The sequence below is a fragment of the Aquirufa sp. A-Brett2-W8 genome, assembly GCF_054558755.1.
The window spans coordinates 64,703-87,606 of sequence record NZ_JBPXKS010000002.1 but is presented as its reverse complement, the minus strand read 5'-3'; the positions used below and the strand labels follow the sequence as shown (position 1 = coordinate 87,606).

The following is a 22,904-nucleotide window of genomic DNA, read 5'->3' as shown; positions in this document are numbered from 1 at the left end:
TTTTTTCTAAATTTGCAAGGCACAAAATCGACATAAATAATCACCTCATGAAAGAACCTAAATACAAACGCATTTTATTGAAATTATCAGGTGAATCTCTTTCGACAGACGGAGAAGTAATTGATCCTGCTATTTTAGGTCAATATGCGGCTGAAATTAAAAAGGTGCATGATTTAGGTGTGGAGGTAGCGATCGTTATTGGTGGAGGAAATATCTTTCGCGGAGCGAGTGCCGCTAAAGCGGGTATCGACCGCGTGCAAGGCGATTACATGGGCATGTTAGCGACCGTAATCAACGGGATGGCAGTTCAGGCTTCTTTAGAAAAACAAGGATTATATACGCGTATGATGACGGCCATCAAGGTAGAAGCGGTTTGCGAACCCTTCATTCGCCGTCGTGCGATGCGCCACTTAGAAAAAGGACGTATCGTGATTTTTGGCGCTGGAACAGGTAATCCTTATTTCACCACGGATTCAACGGCTTCCCTTCGTGCGATTGAAATCGAAGCGGATGTCGTTTTAAAAGGCACCCGCGTAGACGGTGTCTATTCGGCTGATCCAGAAAAAGATCCTGCTGCAACGCGTTACACCCAATTAAGCTTCTCGGAAGCTATTTCGAAAGGATTAAAAATCATGGATACTACGGCATTTACCTTATGCCAAGAAAATAATGTTCCCATCATTGTGTTTGACATGAATAAAGATGGGAATTTAGCGGCCTTAGTTTCGGGTGAGGACGTAGGAACATTAATTAGCTAATTGAAAAATGGAAGAAATTGAATTCTATATTGACGCGACAGTCGAGACCATGGACGGCGCGATCAAGCACTTAAACATTGAATTATCTAAGATTAGAGCTGGTAAAGCGAGCACGTCAATGTTAGATGGTTTGACTATCGATTATTACGGTATGCAAACCGCTATTTCGGGTGCTGCTTCTATCACCACTCCTGATGCACGTACGATTGCGATCAAGCCTTTTGAAAAAGGAATTTTTGCCGAAATCGAGAAGGCAATTCGCAACTCCAATTTGGGATTAAATCCGATGAATGATGGGGAATTAATTCGCTTATCTATTCCTCCGATGACGGAAGAGCGTCGCCGCGATTTAGTCAAACGCGTAAAACAAGAAATCGAGGTAGCAAAAATCAATATCCGAAATGCACGTCAAGACGGAAACAATAGCATCAAAAAATTAAAAGGGGATGGCGTTTCTGATGATGCCATTAAGGAGGCAGAAGATAAGATCCAAAAGAAAACGGATGCCTACATCTCGAGAATCGATCAGATTTTCAACGAAAAAGAAAAAGACATCATGTCAGTATAAATGGAAAGCCTCGAATTCGAGGCTTTTTTTATGTACTCATTCCCTGTGCATAACCCGTTTCTAACATGCGGCGAATATCCATCTTGGTAAAATGCTGAATGTCGATACTCAAGGGTTGTACGGGTCGGATAATCTCTAGCTTAACTTCAGAACGAGAAACTAATAAATCCGCATTCAAGATCTCATTAACAGCAATATCCATCACTCTATCCACCAGGGCTAAAAGATCACCTGAATCGAAATCACCACCTTCTATCATCTCCGTATGACAGGCAATCACCACAACTTCGGTTGCGCCATCATTAATCGCTTTTTGCAGGGGCGCCACATCCCGTAAACCTCCGTCTAAATAGGATTTCTGCTTTAAGCCTTCGATCTTCACCACAGGCATTAAAATAGGGACTGCCGAAGAGGCCAGTAGATAATCTAGAAAATTTTCAAAACTGGGGTCCACATAATGCATGGTACCTTCCATGATGTTCACGGCTCCTACTTTCAAAGCAACCGGACTCGAGTTTAGATTTCGCTCTTGCAACACCTCCGATAAGAGGTCACGCAGTGGACTCGTGTCCACCAGTCCTTTAAAGCTTTTCGTTAAGGCCGTCCAGCCTAATTGAAAAATATTAAAAGGTTTCGATAAACAAGCTGGGCGCGTAATACGAAGTTCCCAAAAGTCCCATAAATCTTGTGCCGCTTGAGGATAAGAAATAGGTGTTCCGGCATTTACTTGTTGACCGAATTGATTGACTAAATAGGCTGCATTTAAACTTCCGGCAGAGACGCCATAAATGGCATCTGGTTGATAGCCTTTTTCAAAAAGAGCCTTGATGACCCCTGCTTGAAATGCCCCTTTAACTGAACCTCCTGCTAAGACTAAAATCTTACTCATAATACCTTTTTCTCCACAAATCTGATTAAATTTACGCAATTTACTGTTCCAAACAACCCGCATGTCCTACTCCATCTCTTCTATTCAAGCACCCATCGATGATTCGATGAAGGCATTCGAAGGGAAATTCAAGACTTTCATGAAGACAAAAGTGATGCTGCTCGACACCATCATGAATTATATTGTCCAAAGAAAGGGAAAACAAATGCGACCGATGTTCGTCTTTTTGACGGCTGGATGCATGGGAGAAATCACAGAAAAAACATTCAGAGGCGCTGCTTTGATCGAATTATTGCATACTGCCACCCTCGTACACGACGATGTCGTCGATGATTCTAATTACAGAAGAGGCTTCTTTTCCATTAATGCGATTTGGAAAAATAAAATCGCCGTTTTAGTGGGGGATTATTTGCTATCTAAAGGCCTATTGCTTTCCGTGGAAAACGAAGATTTCGATCTATTAAAATCTGTCTCGACGGCGGTGCGCGAAATGTCAGAAGGGGAATTATTACAGATTGAAAAAGCAAGAAAGCTAGACATTACAGAAGATGTCTATTTCGATATCATTACTAAAAAGACGGCCACCTTAATTTCTGCTTGCTGTGCCGTCGGATTTCAGTCAGTGGGTGCAGAGCCTGAAATGGTGGAGAAAGCTCGCCTATTTGGAGAGAAAGTGGGAATTGCCTTTCAAATCAAAGATGACCTGTTTGACTACGGAGATGCGGAGATTGGAAAACCTTTGGGAATCGACATCAAAGAGAAAAAGATGACGCTACCGCTGATATATGCCCTTCAAAACACCGATTCATCGACTAGAAAGCATATCATTCAGTTGATCAAAAAAGAATCGGACGATTCGAATAAAGTGCGCGAGGTTATCGACTTCGTGAAATCCACTGGAGGCTTGGCTTATGCTAACCAAAAGATGAATGAAGTCGCTGAAGAAGCTAGAGCTGTCTTAGCGACGTTCCCTGCCTCAGAATACCGAAATTCGTTAGGTGATCTACTCAGCTATACCATAGAGCGAAATAAATAGGTCATAAAAAAAGGGAACCATTTCTGATTCCCTTCCCTTCCTTAGACAGATTAACGAGGTCCGCCACCGCCTCCGCCGTAGCTACCGCCGCCTCCGCCACCACCCATACGCATGCCAGGCATACCCATCGGTTGAGCAGCTGGAGCAGCATCTCCTTCGCCTTTCGTATCATCGTTATTCACTGATTTCTTCTTCTTCGTAGGACCAAAGCTCATCTTACCTATACGGTATGACAAGTTGATTTTAAAGTTCATATTTCTTAATGTGTTCTCACTAATTGAATTGATAACAGGAGTTTGGGTTTCATTACGAATAATAAATCCATTCGGTGTCAAGAAATTCTCCGCACCGAATCCGATACTTCCTTTTTTGTTCTTGAAGTCCTTTTTAAAGCTCAAGCTATAAATTCCAAAACCTCCTTGTGAACCTTGTAATTGAACTTGATTCACCCGGTAGAACGAGAAGATTTGCGCTCCCCAACCATTACCCATGTTGTAATTACCAAACACCCGGAAGTTAGATTGCAAACCTTGATTTTTCGCATTCAATAAAGGATCAGCCACATTATTCGCTAAAACCATGTAAGAAAGGTCTCCTCCTCCACCAATCATTAACTTATTCGAAAGGTTTACGTTTAAGTTAATGTTCATTCCATAGGCATCTTCATTACCAATATTTCTAGAAGTAGTTTTCACCGTATCCCCGAATACCTCTCTGATTTGATTGATAGCCCCCGTCGTATTTCTAATAAAGAAGGACGTAGAAACATAGGTTTGCTTCACAAACTTGCTAAACGAAACTTCATAATTATTAGTGTATTCCGGTGCTAAATTAGGGTTACCCGTAGAAATATTTAATGGATTCGTTGCATTCACGTTAGGATTCAAGTTTTGAATACCTGGACGCTGAATACGGCGATTATAGCTAAATCTCCAAGTTCCTGACTTGAAGGTTTTGGACATATTAAAACTAGGAACTAATACACCATAAGCAGGAATCACGGTATTCTGACCTTCTTTCTTTAGGAAGCTAGCCGAGATATCCGTGTATTCATAACGCGCACCTGATTTAATACTCCACTTGTTTTTTGTTGTAAGGGTATAAGACCCGTACGTGCTAAAAATATTTTGATTGTAATCAAACACATTTGAAGGTAAAATAGCGGAGTTCACCTGAGCATAAATTCCATTAGATCCTGCAGTAAATGATTTATAATCAGATGTTACATTACGAAGTATTCCCTTTCCTCCAAATTCAAGTAGTTGATTCTTTAAGATAGGGGTTTGGTAATCCATTTGGAAAGTAGCCTCCTCATTATAAGATGAATTCTCATTCTTGATTGAACTCATAATCTCCGACATGGTAGCTTTCGGATTCATAATCAAGTTGAAGAAATCATTCGCACGGTTATTACGGCTATACATAGATAGAATAGAAAATTCTTTCTGCGCTTTTGCGAAAGTATGCGTATAATCCACATTGACATCCACGTTAGCCGACTCCTCTAATGAATTCGTATTCCGAAGAGAGGAGACAACTCCATTTCTAATTTGCTGCAAACCATCTTGCCAGTTATTACCGTTACGTACACCAAAACGAACACTTGAAGTAATCGAATTGAATTTGTTCAAATCCCAATCGAAACCTAATTGGTAATTTCCAAACAATCCTTCGCGACGAGATTCCGCCGTCTGAACGTTAGTCGTCTGTAAACCATTATTGGTCGTAATCTGAGTACTCTCGAATTTACCATTCACATTATACTCTGAACGGCCAAAACCACCTAATGACATTCCCCAAGTCTTGTTTCTGAAATTTCCATTCAACGATAAATTCGATCCACGGACACCAGCAGAGGAATCAAATGATAAGGTTAAACCTTGTAAAGTATTCTTTTTAGTAACGATATTAATAATACCAGCGCTACCTTCTGCATCATATCTAGCCGAAGGTGACGTAATTACTTCGACCGTTTTAATCATGTCAGCTGGAATTTGTCTCAAAGCATCAGCAATATTAGATGCCATAATAGTCGAGGGCTTGTTATTAATTAAAACCTTCACACTAGTGGAACCACGTAAAGAAGGATTACCATCTAAATCAACAGAAAGCATAGGTACTTTTTTCAACACATCGGTTGCATCGCCACCCCGATTCGAAGCATCTTTTTCCGCATTGTATATGGTACGATCCACACGCTCTTCGATTAGTGCGCGCTGACCTTCCACAGTTACCTCAGAAAGCATTTTAGAACTTGTCTGCAATTTGATAACCCCTAAATCTCGGTCATCATTTTTTTCTGACACCTCCACAAATAAGGTTTTAGTTTCGTATCCGATGAAGGAAACGACGATCTTGTAAGATCCTACCGCCACCTTATTTAGCGTAAATTTACCTACGCCGTCAGCTACGGTACCATCGACGGGTTTATTTGTTTTTGTGTTGATTAATGCCAAAGTTGCGAATTCAACTGGCTTGGAATCTGTCGAATCTAAAAGGAATCCGATGATTTTTGCACTTCCCTTAGTCCCTGATTGCGCAGTACCGGGAATCACTGTTTCTTTCTTAGGCGCTGCACCGAAACTACCAAATCCACCAGGAATTTGGGAGATAGCTGACAAAGACAAACTCATCAGTGCAAATAGTGTGATTACTTTTTTCATTATTTGTTTTTTAAACTCTTATTTAACGAATGCAAAATTTGTACATTCTATTTAAAGGCCTTCTTTTTTGCGACCAAAATGGGTAATTTGTAGTCCAATATCATGATCAAACTTCAAACGCCGCGTCTTACTTTAATCCCATTGAACCACGAGCTCTTGCTAGTTTGGCTGCAATCAGGGCGCATAGATCTAGAAAAAATACTAGATCTTCAACCTAACCCCTGGAAAATAGAATTGTTTTACGAACAAGAAACCCGTCAAGCTTTAAGCGATTATTGGATTCCTCAGACAGCAAAATTTCCGTTGGATTATTACTGGTACACAAATTGGGAAATAATTCTAAACTCGTCGTCCTGCTCTGTGGGGGGAATTGGGCTTGCGGGTCTGCCTGATAACGAAGGGACAACAGAAATTGGTTATGTGATTGATGAGAAATTTCGAGGACTCGGAATCGCCACGGAGGCAGTGAAGGCTTTAGCAGACTGGGCATTCTTAGATTCCGACTTACAGTTGCTGCGTGCCGAAACGCCGAAAGATAATGAGGGGTCGCAACGGGTTTTGGAGAAAAATCAATTCCAAAAAACCGGGGAGAAAAATCTCCCACTCGAAATCCCCCTGCAAGTTTTCACCTGGGAACGCCTTCGTTACTAATCTTTTTCAGTAATTTTACTGAATTGCCAATGTTAGACAGCTAAAAGCATGCATAATTTTACTTCCGTTAAAGACGCTTATAATATTCAAAACTTAGTCAATGAGGCTTTGTTAATGAAGAAGACTCCATTTGCTGACAAGCATATTGGAAAAAACCGAACACTCGGTCTATTATTCTTCAATTCAAGCCTTAGAACGCGTTTATCTACCCAAAAAGCAGCTCAAAACCTCGGAATGGAGGTAATGATCATGAATGTGGGGGCGGATTCATGGCAACTAGAAATGAATGAAGGCGTCATCATGAATGGTGACAAAGCAGAACATATATCGGAAGCAGCAGCCGTTGTAGGCTCCTATTGCGATATTGTTGGGGTTCGGAGTTTTCCTGGCCTTATAGACCGGGAGCTTGATTATAGCGAGCAGGTTCTAAATCAATTTTTGAAATATACAGGACGGCCATTAATCAGTTTGGAATCATCCACGCGCCACCCTTTGCAATCCTTAACGGACTTAATAACGATTAACGAATACAAAACGGTGGAACGCCCGAAGGTGGTTTTAACTTGGGCTCCCCATGTGAAAGCCCTACCTCAATGCGTGCCTAATTCCTTCTCTGAATGGATGAATCACGCCGATGTGGATTTCACCATTGCTCACCCGAAAGGTTATGAATTAGCCCCTGAATTCGCAGGTAACGCGAAAATATGCTATGATCCGAAGGAGGCTTATGAGGGAGCTGATTTTATTTATGCTAAAAACTGGTCATCCTACCAAGACTACGGAAAGATCCTTTCCTCTGATCCTGCTTGGATGGTGGATGCGGCTAAAATGAGTTTAACGAATAATGCCAAATTCATGCACTGCCTTCCCGTAAGACGGAATTTAGTCGTAGCAGATGAGGTGATTGATTCCCCTAATTCGATTGTGATTCCACAAGCGGGCAACCGGGTTTGGGCGGCGCAAGCTGTTTTAAAGGAGATGATTTTAACCTTAATGAGAACGGAAAGTCCTTATTTATTCTAATGACTAAAATGCCTACTCTTCAAGTAGTTAAAATAGGTGGAAATGTCATCGACAATCCTTTCGCACTAGCTAGCTTTTTGCAGGATTTTGCTTTATTAGAAGGACCTAAATTGCTCGTTCACGGAGGTGGGAAGATTGCCACGCAGATGGCGGCTTCGATGGGTATTGAGAGTCAAATGATTGAAGGAAGACGCGTAACAGACGAGGAAAGCCTTCGCATCGTGACGATGGTCTATGCGGGTTGGATTAATAAATCCATCGTGGCAGACTTACAGGCTTCATCCTGTAACGCGTTGGGATTAACTGGACCCGATGGTGGGATGGTGCTTTCGAAAAAAAGAGCGGCGGAACCGATTGATTATGGTTTTGTGGGAGATATCGTTTCGGTCAATGCAACTTCGCTGGCCAGTTTAATCGCGGCTGGGTTTTCACCCGTCTTCGCTCCTATTACGGCTGATGCTTCGGGTCAATTATTGAATACGAATGCAGATACGATGGCGCAGGCTTTGGCTATAGCACTTAGTACGAGCTATCAGGTGACTTTAACATATTGCTTCGAGAAGAAGGGGGTTTTATTAGATCCTGCAGATGATGAATCTGTTATTTCGTCTATCAACCCAGCTTCTTTCCAAGACTTAAAAGAGAAGGGTATTGTCTCCGCGGGGATGATTCCTAAGTTAGAGAATGCCTTGAAGGCGATTTCTGCGGGGGTTTCGGTGGTGCGTTTATGCCACGCGGATAATTGGCAGAAAACCAACATTGGAACAACAATTAGTGCTTAATATGTACCAGGAAAGTCAATTTCTAGCAGCCAAAAATCTATTAGCCCAGCTAATAGCCTGCCCTTCTTTGAGTAAGGAGGAGCAAGGGACGGCGCAGATTTTGGTAGACTTTTTCGAGGCACAGGGTATTCCTTCCAATCGCTTAGGCAATAATATATGGGCCACTAATTTGCATTTCAATGCAGCGAAGCCTACCCTACTTTTGAATTCACACCACGATACGGTGAAGGCAAATGCATCTTGGACTTTTGATCCATTAGCAGCCACAGAGCTGGAGGGGAAATTAATCGGCTTAGGATCCAATGATGCTGGGGCTAGTTTAGTTTGTTTAATCACCACTTTCGTCTCCTTTTATGCGCTAGAAAATCTTGGATTTAACCTAGTCATGGCGGCTACCGCAGAAGAGGAAATATCTGGCACCGGTGGCATTGTAGCTTTATTAAAATCGGGGGATTTACCTCCTATCGATTATGCCATCGTGGGTGAACCGACAGATTGTGCGATGGCGATTGCAGAAAAAGGTTTGATGGTGGTGGATGCACAGGTAAAAGGAATTGCCGGACATGCGGCTAGAAATGAGGGAGTAAACGCGATTTATTTGGCTTTGGAAGATATACAAAACATTCAAAATCATTCGTTTGCGCGCGTTTCTGATCTTTTAGGACCGATAAAAACCACAGTCACTGTCATTAATGCAGGCAAACAACATAATGTGGTTCCAGATATCTGCGACTATGTGATCGATTGCCGGGTGAATGAATGTTATTCGCTAGAAGAAGTTTTGGCAGAATTGAAAACCATCGTTCAGGCAGAACTGACACCACGGTCGATTCGATTAAATTCCAGTAAAATGGAGGAATCGCATCCCATTGTGAAGGCGGCAAAGGATGTAGGTATTACCCTATTCGGATCGCCTACCCTTTCCGATCAAGCATTATTATCCGTACCTTCCGTTAAAATCGGTCCTGGACATTCTGGGAGATCGCATACGGCAGATGAATTTATATTCTTGGATGAGTTGAGACAAGGCATCCAAACGTATCAAAATCTACTACTTCAAGTAAATAAATAAGATTGTGGCAAAACTTTGGCAAAAAGAAAATCAGACGACAGACGCTAAAATCGAGAAATTCACGATTGGGAACGACCCCGTGTATGACTTGCAATTAGCGCGCTATGATGTACTGGGTTCGCTGGCTCACATCACGATGTTAGAAAAGGTAGGCCTTTTAGGGGCGGATGAATTAAGTCCTCTTTGTGCTGAATTGAAGGCTATTTATGCCAAAATCGAAGCGGGCGATTTCACTATCGAAGACGGAATGGAAGATGTCCACTCGCAAATCGAATACTTATTAACCCAAAAATTTGGCGATCAAGGCAAGAAAATCCATGCTGGACGTTCCAGAAATGATCAAGTTTTAGTGGATTTGAAATTATTTATGCGGGCTGAAATTCAGCACATCGCGGATGCAGTGGAGCGTTTGTTTGATTTACTCATCGCTAAAAGCGAAACACATAAAAACGACTTATTGCCCGGCTACACGCACTTGCAGATTGCGATGCCCTCGTCTTTTGGACTTTGGTTCGGTGCCTATGCGGAGAGCCTAGTAGAAGATATTGAGTTATTAGAGGCGGCCTTTCGTCTAGCGAACAAGAATCCATTGGGTTCTGGCGCGGGATATGGATCGTCCTTTCCTTTGGACAGAAAATATACCACTGAATTATTAGGCTTCGAATCGCCGCACGTCAATGTGATAAATGCACAATTGTCGCGTGGAAAGACCGAATTATATGTCTTAACCGCCATCGCGCAGATCGCCACGACGCTAAGTAAATTAGCCATGGATGTGTGTTTATACAATTCCCAAAACTTCGGTTTCATCGAACTTCCTAGCTCTTTAACGACAGGAAGTTCCATCATGCCGCACAAAAAGAATCCGGACGTAGCCGAATTATTGCGTGGGAAAGCGAATAAATTGAAGGCGCTGCCTAACCAATTGCAGTTATTAACGAGCAATTTGCCGTCTGGCTATCACCGCGAATTCCAGTTAACAAAGGAATTATTAATGCCAGCTATCGAGGAAATCTTAGATGGTTTAGAAATCACGCATTATATGGTCAGCCATATGAAGGTGATGCAAAACCTGTTAGCTGATTCGAAATACGACCTATTATTCTCTGTAGAAGAAGTGAATAAATTAGTGGTACAGGGAGTTCCTTTCAGAGAGGCTTATCAAATCGTGGGTAAAAAGATCGAGGACGGTGCATTCGACGGAAGCACGCGGGACATCAATCACACACATTTAGGAAGTATTGGCAATTTAGGTTTGTCAGAAATTCAAGACCAAAAAGAAATTGCTTGGAAGCGTTTTGGCTTTGAAAAAGTGAACAAAGCTATCGCTGCATTAATTTCTTAATATACTTTCCTAGAATATCGAATTCTAAGTTGACGCGATCCCCTAATTTAATTTGGTGAAAAACGGTATGTTCGTAGGTATACGGAATGATGCAAACGGTAAAAGAATCGTCCTGCGAATCCACCACCGTTAAGCTGGTACCATTCACACAAATCGAACCTTTTTCTACGGTCACGTGGCCGCTACTCGCTGGATAGCTAAATCGGTATTCCCAACTTCCTTGTTGATCTTTTATTTCCGTACAAATGCCCGTTAAATCTACGTGCCCTTGAACAATATGCCCATCGAAACGAGCATTCGCGGCCATGCAGCGTTCTAGATTGACTTTTTGACCTATCACAACATCGCCCATATTCGTCTTCTGTAAGGTTTCATCTATCGCCGTTACTCGGTATTGCTCCCCCTGAATTTCTACGACAGTCAGACAAACACCATTGTGCGCGAGCGATTGATCTACCTTTAATTCCTGCGTAAAAGGTGATGTGAACCAAAATTCTACATTCGTTCCTTTTGCTTCCTTCCTTACTAGCGAACCCATCGCCTCCACAATACCTGTAAACATCTGAATTAATTGTTATTTTTGCGTACCCAAAATTACACGCATTCCTATGAAATTCAATAAATGGCTTCTCTTTCTAGTTCCCATCATCGCAATTCTTGCCTATTTTAGTATTCCCACGGCAAAACCAGTAGAGGAAACAGGTGCAGATGTGTTAAAGATACGCAACGATAAAGACGCCGCATTCAAGGATGGAGAAGAGTCCCCAATTAAAGAAAAGGCAGCATTTAAAGGCCTAAAATACTATCCATTTAACAAAAATTATATCGTGGAATTTATGCTTGAAAAGGCAGAGAAGGCAGAAACGGTCGAATTGAAGATGACAGATGGGACGACAGAGAAATTGATTTTATTCGGGATTCTAAAGGGCGAAATAGGCAGTTTCACTGTTTCCTTGCGACTTTATCAACACGAAGACGGTGATTTCTTTTTACCCTTTAAAGACAAAACCGCCCCCACAGAAACCTACGGAGGCGGACGTTTTTTAGATTTACCCCTAACAAATGTAAAAAACAATCGATTGCGGGTAGACTTTAATCTAGCGTATAATCCTTATTGTGCTTATAATGAAGAATTCGCTTGTCCCATTCCTCCCGCAGAAAACACCCTACCGATTCGCATCGAGGCAGGAGAGAAAAACTTTAATTAACTTGGTGTAAGGAGGCTGCACCAGAAAGATCTTTCGTAATAACTGGGCTCCCTTTGTATTTTACATGTGATGCACCTGATGCATCGACTTTCAAGCTCTTTTGGACCTGCACCTGAGCACTGCTAGCTCCTGAAGCTTCTATATCCACATTTCGCGCTAAGAATTCCAATGCTTTCAAATGACTCGCACCCGAAGATTCTACCTTCAAATAATCTGATTGACCTACGATCTTGAAATCCGAAGCTCCGCTTAGTTCAACACGCAATTTATCTGTCCTCAAACCTTCTGCGGCACCTTTCGAAGCACCTGAAAAGCTTAAACGCATCTCCTCTTCATTCGTAAATCCTTGCAAATCTATTTTACAAGCACCCCCAAATTCTCCACTTTCAAGACGAGGAAGGGTAATATTAATAACGATTTTAGACCGGTTATTATTCCAACCCCAGTTCCAGCTTGACTCATAAGTAATTTCCAATTTATCCGAAGAGGTGGTCACCTCTAATTCATCGATATCTTTTTCACGACCCGTAACGGAAACGGCATATACGTTTCCTTTATGGATGTGAACCTCGAAGGCACTCCCAAGTTCGATGGATTTAAAATTAGCTACTTTGAATTTTTTGGTAACAACTGCAGGATCTGCGAATGAACTAAAAACAACTAAAAAGGCGGCGAATAAAGACAATAATTTTTTCATAAAATTTTAATTTGTTGCAAGATGCAGTTGGGTCAAAATTAGTTGCATGTTATTTTACAATACTCCATTTATAATTTACTCCACTGCTCGATTTATTTGAAAATTTAGAACTATCGAATTTTTTTCCTTGAACTAAATAAGATGCATTAAGCTCCATTTTAGCGTATTTATCGATGGAAACGAAGGCTTTCTCGACGGAAAAATCAGTCGCCAATAATTCTGCTGAATCAAATACACTAGCGTTCAATTGTTTAGCCGAGCCTTTTGCCGTTAAACTGTGAAATCCTCGTAATATTACATCCAAAGTTCCCAGAGTAAATCCTTCTATTTCAGTATTTGCATTACCACCTAATTCGATTTGCTTCAAATCAGGAACCTCAATCTCCACTTGAATGCCTGGTTGAATCTTATCGAAAATTAGTACGTTATTCTCTACGTGAACCGAACTTTCTAAGGCTTGATTTCCGCGGTAAGTAATCTTAGGAAGATCCCCTTTTTTGATCTTGATTTGGGATAACTCCGTATTCAATCCTTTGATAGAAGTAAAATTCTCCAAGTCCTTTTCAATCATTAGACTAATTTTATCATCCGAAATATTCTCCTCCTTCGACTCTTCATCTGAATGTGGCGTTCTATTTAAACAAATTAAGCCCTTATCTGCAGAGAATGTCCACAGTGATCCAATAAACAAATCTTGACCCTCCTCGTGGAAATAACCCGACTCCAGCACATTATCCATGTAATAGGCAAAAGCACGCGTCATACTGAAGGATTTTCCGTAAGGGATCATGACCTTAACCTTCATACGCTGAGCTCTAAATCGAGAGTCCACTAAACTAAAGTGCGTGTCAAAACGAAGATCTTTTTCATTTTGCAAATACTTGTACTGAACCTTTTTTGCATTTGATTCCGCTTCCTTGCGAGTTAAACCCTGCGATTTCGCGTAGGTAATTACCTGAATCGTTTTCCCATCATAACCCTCAATTTCGAGATTCGCCCGATTAAAGCGTTCTTCGTTATAATCATGATTATCATCCTCGTCATCAAAATCAAAGGCAAATTCCTCTACTTTCTCTCCTAACATCATTTGCCAAATCGTTTCATTATCCTTCTTATCGATGTCTAATACATAGGTCGTCGAATCTGAAACTGCTAGATCTCTCACCTCGTTATAGGATGCAGAACGCTGAAAGTTCCGGCCATAAAAAGCTGCCGCAGCAAATAAGCCTACCCAACCCACGATAATCATGGTGGTGGAAGCAATTTTATAGGTCTTATTGTAAAATTTACGATTCGCTAATAAGGATACACCCGCGATGACGAGTGAAACAAAAATGGGTAAGAAGGCCATCACCAAAGCCGGAACAGCCCAGAACGGAAAATCTTTTGCAATCAAATACAGCGGCAATGGACCCATGTGGACAAGCTGCCCTTGGTCAATACCGGTAAATCCAACCGTACACAAAGCAACTAACACGATGATAAACGCGATACCTAAAATCAATAGAATGATCCCTAGCAAAATTTGGAAAAACCAACGAATTACGTTTAATGGCCCTTTTAAAGCAGAGAAAACTTTAGCTGCAATACGGAAGGGAAACAATAAGACTTTTGTCAACCCATTTTCCTCTGTTTCATTCGGTTGAATGCTTTTCTTAATATTGTTCTCGATGTTTTCTAATGTGACAGGCTCCCCAGTCATCTCCATTTTATCCTTCATACTCTTCGCCTCAGGCGTGATGACCATAATAACTAAATAGGCGATAACTCCAGAACCAAATAATCCCACGGACAAAACGGCTAAAACGCGTAATAAACCAACGTCCCAACCCGTGTACGCTGCGATGCCAGCCATCACACCTCCGATTACTTTTTTCTCAGGATCGCGGTAGAACTTGCGATACGATTTATCATCATCTGGGTTCATTTCACCTGGAATGGCCGCCCAAATAATGATATAAGCCCAAAAAACAATGTTACCTAAGGGAAAAAAAAGAAAGTGGACACTCAAAAGAGCAAGTAATACAAGACGCACCCAAATCGGATCCACCTGAAAATAGCGTGCAATACCTGCTGCCACACCCCCTAATTTCTTACGAGTGATGTCACGACGAAAAACCTTAGGCCCATCAACTGATTTAGGGGCTGTATAGCCTTCTTTTTTGTCCTCCTCCTCTTCCACTTGTTTGAAGTCAGCCACAGTTCCTAAAGAAGCGATTAAGGCCTCCACGTGGTTTTCAGATATCGCTTCTACTTTCTCTGTTTCTCGGATGTTCCAAAATTTCTCCGCAATACTCGATTCAATATCCGCAATAATCTCTTTCGATCCTTCAAAGGACTCAAAATAAGCATGAATGGATTTTAAGTAGGCATCTAATATAGCAAAGGCATCTTCTTCGATGTGGAAGACAAATCCCGCGATGTTAATTGATAAAGTCTTTTTCATATGTCTATTTTTTAAGCCTTCGATGAAGCGTTTGATATTTGGTTAACGGATGTTTGTAATTCTTCCCAAGTCGTGGACATTTCGGCTAAAAATTCCTGGCCTTTATCTGTTAACAGATAATATTTACGGGGCGGACCTGAAACAGACTCCACCCAACGGTAATCTAAAAAACCAGCATTTTTTAATCGGGTTAATAAGGGATATAAAGTTCCTTCTACTACCATAATTTTCGCAGACGTTAATTCTGATAACATGGTAGAAGCGTAGACCTCCTCTTTTGAGATAATTTTAAGAATACAAAATTCGAGTATTCCTTTTCTCATTTGCACCTTGGCATTTTCAATATCCATGGATTGTTTGTTTAATTTGATAATACAAAGATAGCCAAGGTACTTTGTATTACATAGTACCTTAGAAAATATATTTGCGAATTTGGATAAACGGTAGGTAATTTGTGTTGAACGTACCCTTTTAAGGGTGACTATTATATGATTTTTAAATATTTCTCTATACCGTTAGCCTTTTACAACCGAGATACTTGGTTGAAAATAGCCTTTTTCGCGGTCAGCGTCGTGATGGCAGGATTCTCCCTGTATTTTACAGATGGTTTAGTCAATAAGCTAGAGGAAAGAGAGAAACAACAAATTGAATTATACGCCGAAACAATTCGCTATGCATTGACCAGTGATAATAATGCGGACATTAATTTCTTTTTTGAACGGATAAAGAAAATTAACGAGAATAATACGATTCCGGTGATTTGGAAAGATGGATCAGGACATCTAAACTCCATCAATATTCCTCTAACGGAAACACTTAGCACCGAAAAAAAACAAGAAATCCTTCAGCAAAAGCTGCAAGAAATAATCGCTGAAAACAACCAGCCCATTGAAATGGATATGGGTTTTCAAAAGGAATATATCTATTATGGTAATTCGAAATTATTGAAATTATTGCGCTATTATCCTTTATCGCAATTATTAGTGGTTTTGATTATCGGATTCTTAGGCTATATATTCCTATCCTATTCACGACGAGCAGAGCAAAATAGAGTTTGGGTAGGCTTAGCTAAAGAAACGGCCCATCAATTAGGAACACCACTGTCCTCATTAACCGCCTGGGTGGAACTATTGCGAAATGAGCCACATATAAATCCAGATATCGTGGTCGAATTATCTAAAGATATTCAACGCTTAGAAACCATTACCACCCGATTCTCTAATATCGGATCTACCCCTGTTTTAAAACTAGAAGACGTAGAAGCCGTCATTCAAAGTTTTATCAGTTATTTGAAGATCCGTATTTCGTCCAAAGTCACCATAGAAATTCATTCCTCCTTAGCAGCTAATCAATTAGCTAATATTAACAAATACTTGTTTGAATGGGTGATTGAAAATATTTCCAAGAATGGGGTCGATGCCATGGGTGGCCAAGGTCATTTGTCCATTGAATTAAAAGAGGGGAAAAATAATAAGATAAACATTGATATCACGGATACGGGTAAAGGTATTTTGCCTAGTAATACATCGAAAATTTTCTCTCCCGGTTTTTCTACTAAAAAAAGGGGCTGGGGATTAGGCTTGACTTTGGCAAAAAGAATCATCGAAAATTACCACCAAGGTAAATTGGTTTTGAAATCGACTGAAATTAATAAGGGATCCACTTTCCGCATTACCCTCCCAAAACCTGAATAAATGACTGATCCTAATATCGTTTTTGGTTCGGCTTTATGCATCATTGCGATCGGTTATGCCCTAAAAAGTGCGGGATTTATTCAAGACCATGACGGAAAATCGATCTCGAAATTCCTGATGCATACGACCTTCCCCGCCTTGGTTTTTTCGACCATGATTCGGGTGAATATCACTTGGGATTTGATCTATCTACCCTTGATTGCGATGCTTTTTGGGATGTTTTTATCCTTTACGGCCTTTCATTTATTTAAACAAGTTGAGCCTGAAAACCGGGGCGTGATGACGGTAGGGAGTGCAGGATTTAATTTAGGAATCTTTGCCTATCCCTTGATTGAAGGCATATTTGATATTCAAGGTTTGACTTATGCGATTATGTTTGACCTGGGAAATTCTGTGGTGAATTTCTTTGTGAATTATGGGATGAGCAACTATTTCAGTCGCGGGCCTAAAAAAGACAATATTGCCGCTCATATCTTCAAACGCATTATTTCCCTCCCACCCTTGCAAGCGATGGTTTTAGGGGTTGTAGTCAATGTGTTAGGTCTCCAATTTCCCACTTTTGCCTTGGATTTAATATCCACTATTGCCTCCGGAAATAAACCTATTGTCCTTTTATTAATGGGTATCTATTTCAGCGTGCGATTAACAAAAAAATCTTATTTCCGAGTTTTTCAGGTTCTAAGTCTGCGTTATGCCATGGGATTTTTAGTGGGAGGGATCTGTTTCTATCTCCTTCCTTTTGATCTAGGCTTTCGTAACCTATTACTGCTTTGCCTCATCTTGCCGGTGGGTATGACCGTCATTACGTATTCAGACGAATTGAATTTAAATACTCCCCTTGCCGCCTCTCTAGTGAATATTTCGCTTGTGATTAGTTTTGCCATTATGTGGATCATGGTGAGTGTTTTTCACATGAGCGCGATTTAAGCGATTTTTTTGGTAATTTTATAAAACATTGGCTTATTGAACTAGTTAAGTTTGTAACCAATCCGCTAAAATTATGGTAGTACCTTATAAGAATCAGTCCAAAGGAAAAAAAGAACAGGTCGCAGACATGTTCAATTCGATCTCGCATAAATATGATTTTTTAAATCATTTATTAAGTGGAGGTATTGATATCATTTGGCGTAAAAAAGCGATCAAATTATTGCAAAATAAAGGAATCAAATCCGTTTTAGATATTGCAACGGGTACAGGTGATTTTGCCATTGAAGCGCTGAAGATTAAACCAGAAAAAATTGTAGGCATTGATATTTCTGAAGGAATGCTAGCCTTTGGGGTAGAGAAAATCAAAAAATTAGGCTACGATAATATCATAACTCTTCAAAAAGGGGATTCAGAAAAAATACCCTTTTCTGACAATAGTTTTGATGCAATAACCGTTAGTTTTGGGGTTAGAAATTATGAAACTTTAGAAAAAGGATTGAAAGAGATGTACCGGGTTTTAAAACCAAATGGACATTGCTTAATTTTAGAGTTTTCCAACCCGAAAAAATTCCCGATGAAGCAATTCTATGCTTTCTATTCGAAATTTTGTCTGCCGGTTTTAGGAAAGTTAATTTCTAAAGATCCAGCCGCCTATACCTACCTTCCTGAATCTGTTCAAGCATTTCCTGATGGCCAGGACTTTTTAAAAATTTATGATGAATGTGGATTTATTAATACCCAATGGATACCTATGACAGGTGGAATTTGTTCTATCTATTTAGGACATAAAAAAGCTAAAAACGCATGAAAAAATCTACTTTAATCGGATTTTCAATCGCTTTCCTCTTAGGCTTTAGTGCCTTAGGTCAGGGGAAAAGTTACATTCAAGTACATGATGAGTTTTATGATGAAAAACCCATACATTTTGGTTTTATGTTTGGCTTAACATCCAGTAATTATTTCACTAATGGCTTCCCAAGTGTTTTAGTTAATAGTGTAACAGGCGAACCTTTAGTTTTAAATTCTCCTAAAACCTTTGGTTTCCAAATCGGTGGGATTGTAAATTATGCCCTAAGCAAACACGTAGAAGTGAAATCAGGGTTAAATATTGCCTTGTATGACCGTCAAATTCAATTTGCAAATGAGGATTTAATCTCTCGAGAGTCCACTTGGTTAGAGATTCCTTTGTTGTTAAAATTTCGTTCGGTTAGGCGCCAAAATCACCGGATGTACTTAATCTCAGGTGTTAAATTAGGTTTAGAGGCAAATGTTAAGAAAAAAAATACCGCCATCACAGCCAATACCTCTGAATTATCCTTAGAATATGGAATTGGATTTGAGCGATTCTATCGATTCTTTAAATTCTCTCCCGAGATTCGAATTTCACATGGATTGAATAATCTATTTGTACCACCAGGTACAGCAAATAGCTATTCGAAATTAAGCCAATTAAATTCGCATACGATCAGCTTGATTTTCAATTTCGAATAATTACTTCAATCCTTTTTTAGCCTTTTTAGGATCTACGGTCGTTTCGAATACGCTTACGGCAGAAACGCCAAACCAGCCAGCTCCTTGAAGTTTCGATGCCGGGTTTGTATTCTTGATGTTAGTCGGAATATTGGCCGCAGGACGGGAGAATAAACCCGCATTATTAAGTTCAAGTCGAGCTTGAGAAAAGAAATTAAATTGATCTTCAGATATAGACCAAAGCTCTACTCGAATCTTGTCATTTTCAAGATATAATTGAGGGGAAATGGAACGGCGAATCGGCAAAATAAACATGAATCCATCCGTCATCGAGCCCTTCTGAAATCCAGCATCATATGCTAATGTCAAATTAGAAGGGTCATTAAATAATTCACCATTGCGGAAAGTCTTCACGCGATAACAATCGCCAGTCCCCCTTACATCACGCGCATAAAACTGCGCATCATACCCGTTTTTAGGATTATCATCGCTCGATTGACGGCCAGTAGCCTCATCAAATTGATACAAAATGGAATCAATAGGAGGAACTCGATTCATCTTAGCCTTCGCAGTCAACGTTTCGCTTTGCCATTTCACTTGTAAGGTAAAGGTGGTTCCTGAATTTCCGAGTTTAGGCTTCTGCGCACTAGGTTCCCACTGGTATATACCGCTTAAGGCCACTTTCTCCGTAAAAGTAAATTTATTCCCCAAGGTATCTGTTATAAATACTTCCGCACCACCGATTTTGGGCGGATTTGTCTGATCAAAATAATCTTGGGAACGTGACACTATAATCTGTTGAGGGGTATTTTGATTAGTTAAATTTGCTTCAACTACCAGGTAATGTTCAGACACCGGACTTGGTAAGTTCACAACCTCCTCGCAAGATGTCAATGCTAAAATCAGGAATAATAAATGGATCCGCTTCATCTTAAAAGGAGAAATTATAGGTGACAGCTGGGACAAAAGAACCAATGATAGATAATTGAACGGCCTCGGTTTGGACTGAATTATCTTCGTTAGGTCGGGTATAAATAGAGAATGGGTTTTTCCGATTGTATACATTATAAACAGAGAAGACCCATTCTGAGCTTCCTTTTCCAAACAAAGCTTTCTTATTCTTCTTAGTCGCAGAAATATCTAATCTGTGGTAATCAGGCACACGAATGTTGCCCCGAGTTCCAGCATTGGTTTGGGGATAAGCGATTCCATCAAATATATATTTCTGGGATGGAACGGTATACGGAACGCCCGTGATATAGGCGAAATTTGCACCAAAAGACCATTTATCAGAAAGCGCATATTGGCCCACGAGGTTTAGAGTATGCGTACGGTCGTAGCGATTTGCATACCATTCATTATTATTTAAGCCTTCTATTTTACGTTCTGTTCTAGCTAAGGTATAGCTAGCCCAACCTGTTAGCTTGCCTACATTCTTCTTTAAGAAAAACTCGATTCCGTAAGCCCTGCCTTTCCCAAACAACAAGTCTTTTTCAAAATAAGGGTTTAGGAATAAACTAGCACGATCTGCATAGTCAATTTGATTTTGCATATCCTTGTAATAGACCTCAATGGATGATTCATAATTATTTCCATCAGGACCAAAATTCTTAAATAAACCCAAAGCCACCTGATCCACAACTTGAGGCTTAATATTATTTGTAGAAGATGTCCATACATCTAAGGGTGTCGAAGCAGCCGTATTCGACATTAAGTGAATATATTGAGCGAGTCGATTATAACTCAATTTCAAGGAAGAAGATTCGTTTCCTGTTATATTTAAGGCGAAGCGAGGCTCCCAATTACCATAGGAAGCCACCGTTGTATTCGGATCCGTCTGATTAATTTTTAACACATATCCCGATGGATTTTCCGTACTAAATGGTACTGGAATACGATCATAATACTCCCCATTTAGACTTTTATAATCATATTGGGAATAGCGAATGCCGTATTGTATGGTAAGTCGAGAATTTATCTTCCAATCGTGTCCGATATAGGCAGAGGCCTCAATGCCTTGTTTATTTGCTTGGCCAAATTCTCTTTTCTCTCCATTAGATGTCGCATTCGCTTTGCCAGGTGTGAAATCATACGTCAGCAATTGCCCTCCAAAACTGATGGTATTATCAGGTCGGATATAATAGGTGAAATCAGGCTTAATACTTAAATTTTCAATATTCGAGGTCCATTTGAAGGCATCTGACGGACGCTTATTTTCAATGTCTGAATCAAGCATATAATCATAATTGCTGTAGAAGGCCGTCGCATTCAAGAATAGCTTATTAGAGAATACATGATTCCATCGAGTCGTCAAAGTAGTATTACCCCAATCAAACCCAAATCCGGTACCAAAAACATCACGACCAAAATAGCCCGACATGAAAACCGTGTTTTTATCGTTGATTTTATAATTGACTTTGGCCGTCAAATCATAAAAACTAAACTTTGAATTCGCATTATTCCCCGTAAGAAATGGTTTAGCTAGAATATCAATATAAGAACGCCGAGCTGCTACTATAAAAGATGCCTTATCTTTCACAATAGGTGCCTCGATGGATAATCGAGAAAAAATAACCCCTATACCCCCATTCACTTCTAACTTCTTCGCATTCCCTTCTTTCATTTTTACATCCAAAATCGAAGATGCTCGCCCCCCATACATGGCAGGAATACCCCCTTTAAATAGCTTGACATCCTTTACCGCATCTGGATTAAATACAGAGAAGAATCCAAAAAGGTGCGATGAATTGTAAACAGGAGCATCATCGAGCAAAACCAAGTTTTGATCCACTCCACCGCCACGAACATTAAATCCCGATGCGCCTTCCCCTACGGTAGAAACACCGGGTAATAATTGAATCGCGCGAACTAAATCAACTTCGCCCAGTAAAGCAGGAATTTTTCGAATGGTTTTAATATCCACTTTATTCACCGACATTTCAATACCCCTCACGTTCTCATCATTAGCACGTGCCTTCACAATCACTTCAGCTAATTCCTGCGAGGCAGGGACTAATTCAATAGATAGCGAGGCAGATTGTTCCTTGATTTGAACTATACGTTCTTGTTTTTTAAAACCCGATGAAGAGAAGACAAGGGTATATTGACCCAAAGGAAGGGTTAGGCTATAAAAGCCATAGGTGTTCGTCACATTCCCCGTCTTTAATTCCTTCACATAAACGGAGGCTCCTATCAGACCCTCTCCATTCGTAGCATCTTTTACATAGCCACTTAAGGAAGACTTTTGCGCCCATAAAAGACTGGGCAAAAACAGAAATATAAAAAGAAGGCGGTTCTGCATTGTTATAAAAACACAAAGATACGGGAAATGTTTTTTCTACATATTAATAAATTGATAAACGGTAGTATATAATATTTTTACAATAATGGTAATATAATTCCGATTTATAATTTATATTGTATTTTTCTGTACATTTGAAAAAAACGGAGCAATAATGGATTTAAAAGTATTCGGGCAAATCGTAAGAGAAAAAAGAAATGCCATCGGATTAAAACAAGATGAACTAAGCCAGCGGAGTGGTGTAGCCATCAAGACGATTCATAGTATTGAATTAGGGAAAGGCAACCCGGCGATAAAGACGATTTTGCGCATCTTCGACGCCTTATCTCTCGACCTACTCATTGTCGCATCTAAAAACGCTCAAAAATAAGCTC

The 22,904-nt window shown here is 40.3% G+C and carries 22 protein-coding genes; 14 read left to right on the top strand and 8 right to left on the bottom strand.

Annotation, left to right across the window (positions count from 1 at the left end; all coding sequences use genetic code 11):
* Nucleotides 1-47: 47 nt before the first annotated feature.
* Together pyrH and frr are read left to right on the top strand one after the other, a co-directional pair.
* On the top strand, nt 48-758 hold the full coding sequence (pyrH, locus tag ACST13_RS00400; RefSeq protein ID WP_459521241.1) for a UMP kinase: 711 nt from the start codon (nt 48-50) through the stop codon (nt 756-758).
* 7 nt (nt 759-765) lie between these two features.
* Nucleotides 766-1,326: a ribosome recycling factor gene (frr, locus tag ACST13_RS00395; RefSeq protein WP_459521240.1), complete on the top strand. Its 561-nt coding sequence runs from the start codon at nt 766-768 to the stop codon at nt 1,324-1,326.
* 28 nt (nt 1,327-1,354) lie between these two features.
* Here frr and ACST13_RS00390 read toward each other — a convergent pair whose 3' ends face one another.
* Nucleotides 1,355-2,215: a patatin-like phospholipase family protein gene (locus ACST13_RS00390; RefSeq protein WP_459521239.1), complete on the bottom strand. Its 861-nt coding sequence runs from the start codon at nt 2,213-2,215 to the stop codon at nt 1,355-1,357.
* A 61-nt stretch (nt 2,216-2,276) separates the two neighbouring features.
* On the opposite strand from ACST13_RS00390, the gene ACST13_RS00385 reads away from it, so the two are divergent.
* Nucleotides 2,277-3,251 (top strand): polyprenyl synthetase family protein, encoded by a 975-nt coding sequence (locus tag ACST13_RS00385; RefSeq protein ID WP_459521238.1) that lies wholly within the window; start codon nt 2,277-2,279, stop codon nt 3,249-3,251.
* 50 nt (nt 3,252-3,301) lie between these two features.
* Here ACST13_RS00385 and ACST13_RS00380 read toward each other — a convergent pair whose 3' ends face one another.
* Nucleotides 3,302-5,914, bottom strand: coding sequence for a TonB-dependent receptor domain-containing protein (locus ACST13_RS00380; RefSeq protein ID WP_459521237.1), 2,613 nt, complete (start codon nt 5,912-5,914; stop codon nt 3,302-3,304).
* Nucleotides 5,915-6,016: 102 nt separating this feature from the next.
* Between ACST13_RS00380 and ACST13_RS00375 the strand changes: the two genes are divergently transcribed.
* The 5 genes from ACST13_RS00375 to argH are packed head-to-tail and all read left to right on the top strand — an operon-like array spanning nt 6,017 to nt 10,787.
* On the top strand, nt 6,017-6,565 hold the full coding sequence (locus ACST13_RS00375; RefSeq protein WP_459521236.1) for a GNAT family N-acetyltransferase: 549 nt from the start codon (nt 6,017-6,019) through the stop codon (nt 6,563-6,565).
* 48 nt (nt 6,566-6,613) lie between these two features.
* Nucleotides 6,614-7,588 carry a Rossmann-fold NAD(P)-binding domain-containing protein gene (locus tag ACST13_RS00370; RefSeq protein WP_459521235.1) on the top strand — a complete coding sequence of 325 codons (975 nt, stop codon included), beginning with the start codon at nt 6,614-6,616 and terminating at the stop codon, nt 7,586-7,588.
* Nucleotides 7,588-8,370: an acetylglutamate kinase gene (gene argB, locus ACST13_RS00365; protein WP_459521234.1), complete on the top strand. Its 783-nt coding sequence runs from the start codon at nt 7,588-7,590 to the stop codon at nt 8,368-8,370. Before ACST13_RS00370 ends, argB begins: the two co-directional genes overlap by 1 nt.
* A gap of 1 nt (nt 8,371) precedes the next feature.
* Nucleotides 8,372-9,442, top strand: coding sequence for a M20 family metallo-hydrolase (locus tag ACST13_RS00360; protein ID WP_459521233.1), 1,071 nt, complete (start codon nt 8,372-8,374; stop codon nt 9,440-9,442).
* A 4-nt stretch (nt 9,443-9,446) separates the two neighbouring features.
* Nucleotides 9,447-10,787 (top strand): argininosuccinate lyase, encoded by a 1,341-nt coding sequence (gene argH / locus ACST13_RS00355; protein WP_459521232.1) that lies wholly within the window; start codon nt 9,447-9,449, stop codon nt 10,785-10,787.
* Here the strand turns inward: argH and ACST13_RS00350 are convergent.
* Nucleotides 10,765-11,349: a riboflavin synthase gene (locus tag ACST13_RS00350; protein ID WP_459521231.1), complete on the bottom strand. Its 585-nt coding sequence runs from the start codon at nt 11,347-11,349 to the stop codon at nt 10,765-10,767. The genes argH and ACST13_RS00350 overlap by 23 nt on opposite strands.
* Before the next feature lie 46 nt (nt 11,350-11,395).
* Here ACST13_RS00350 and ACST13_RS00345 point away from each other — a divergent pair, with 46 nt between their 5' ends.
* Nucleotides 11,396-11,995 (top strand): DUF1684 domain-containing protein, encoded by a 600-nt coding sequence (locus ACST13_RS00345; protein WP_459521230.1) that lies wholly within the window; start codon nt 11,396-11,398, stop codon nt 11,993-11,995.
* On the opposite strand, the gene ACST13_RS00340 is transcribed toward ACST13_RS00345, so the two are convergent.
* The 3 genes from ACST13_RS00340 to ACST13_RS00330 are packed head-to-tail and all read right to left on the bottom strand — an operon-like array spanning nt 11,988 to nt 15,488.
* Entirely contained in the window at nt 11,988-12,692 is a 705-nt protein-coding gene (locus ACST13_RS00340) for a head GIN domain-containing protein (RefSeq protein WP_459521229.1), read from the bottom strand. The two genes, ACST13_RS00345 and ACST13_RS00340, sit on opposite strands and share 8 nt — an antisense overlap.
* Before the next feature lie 49 nt (nt 12,693-12,741).
* Nucleotides 12,742-15,138 carry a PspC domain-containing protein gene (locus ACST13_RS00335; RefSeq protein WP_459521228.1) on the bottom strand — a complete coding sequence of 799 codons (2,397 nt, stop codon included), beginning with the start codon at nt 15,136-15,138 and terminating at the stop codon, nt 12,742-12,744.
* Between the two features lie 11 nt (nt 15,139-15,149).
* Nucleotides 15,150-15,488 carry a PadR family transcriptional regulator gene (locus ACST13_RS00330; RefSeq protein ID WP_459521227.1) on the bottom strand — a complete coding sequence of 113 codons (339 nt, stop codon included), beginning with the start codon at nt 15,486-15,488 and terminating at the stop codon, nt 15,150-15,152.
* A 138-nt stretch (nt 15,489-15,626) separates the two neighbouring features.
* Here ACST13_RS00330 and ACST13_RS00325 point away from each other — a divergent pair, with 138 nt between their 5' ends.
* From ACST13_RS00325 to porT, 4 genes are all read left to right on the top strand, one after another.
* A complete protein-coding gene (locus tag ACST13_RS00325; protein WP_459521226.1) occupies nt 15,627-16,832 on the top strand; it encodes a sensor histidine kinase in 1,206 nt (401 codons plus the stop codon).
* Nucleotides 16,833-17,759, top strand: coding sequence for an AEC family transporter (locus ACST13_RS00320; RefSeq protein WP_459521225.1), 927 nt, complete (start codon nt 16,833-16,835; stop codon nt 17,757-17,759). It abuts the gene before it with no gap.
* Between the two features lie 70 nt (nt 17,760-17,829).
* Nucleotides 17,830-18,567 (top strand): bifunctional demethylmenaquinone methyltransferase/2-methoxy-6-polyprenyl-1,4-benzoquinol methylase UbiE, encoded by a 738-nt coding sequence (gene ubiE, locus ACST13_RS00315; RefSeq protein WP_459521516.1) that lies wholly within the window; start codon nt 17,830-17,832, stop codon nt 18,565-18,567.
* Complete coding sequence (porT, locus tag ACST13_RS00310) at nt 18,564-19,250, top strand: type IX secretion/gliding motility protein PorT/SprT (RefSeq protein ID WP_459521224.1); 687 nt, start codon at nt 18,564-18,566, stop codon at nt 19,248-19,250. Before ubiE ends, porT begins: the two co-directional genes overlap by 4 nt.
* On the opposite strand, the gene ACST13_RS00305 is transcribed toward porT, so the two are convergent.
* Both ACST13_RS00305 and ACST13_RS00300 read right to left on the bottom strand, forming a co-directional pair.
* Complete coding sequence (locus ACST13_RS00305; protein ID WP_459521223.1) at nt 19,251-20,159, bottom strand: DUF4249 domain-containing protein; 909 nt, start codon at nt 20,157-20,159, stop codon at nt 19,251-19,253. It lies immediately after the preceding gene.
* A gap of 1 nt (nt 20,160) precedes the next feature.
* Complete coding sequence (locus ACST13_RS00300; RefSeq protein ID WP_459521222.1) at nt 20,161-22,530, bottom strand: TonB-dependent receptor; 2,370 nt, start codon at nt 22,528-22,530, stop codon at nt 20,161-20,163.
* Between the two features lie 154 nt (nt 22,531-22,684).
* Here ACST13_RS00300 and ACST13_RS00295 point away from each other — a divergent pair, with 154 nt between their 5' ends.
* Nucleotides 22,685-22,900, top strand: coding sequence for a helix-turn-helix domain-containing protein (locus ACST13_RS00295; protein ID WP_459521221.1), 216 nt, complete (start codon nt 22,685-22,687; stop codon nt 22,898-22,900).
* Nucleotides 22,901-22,904 lie beyond the last annotated feature (4 nt).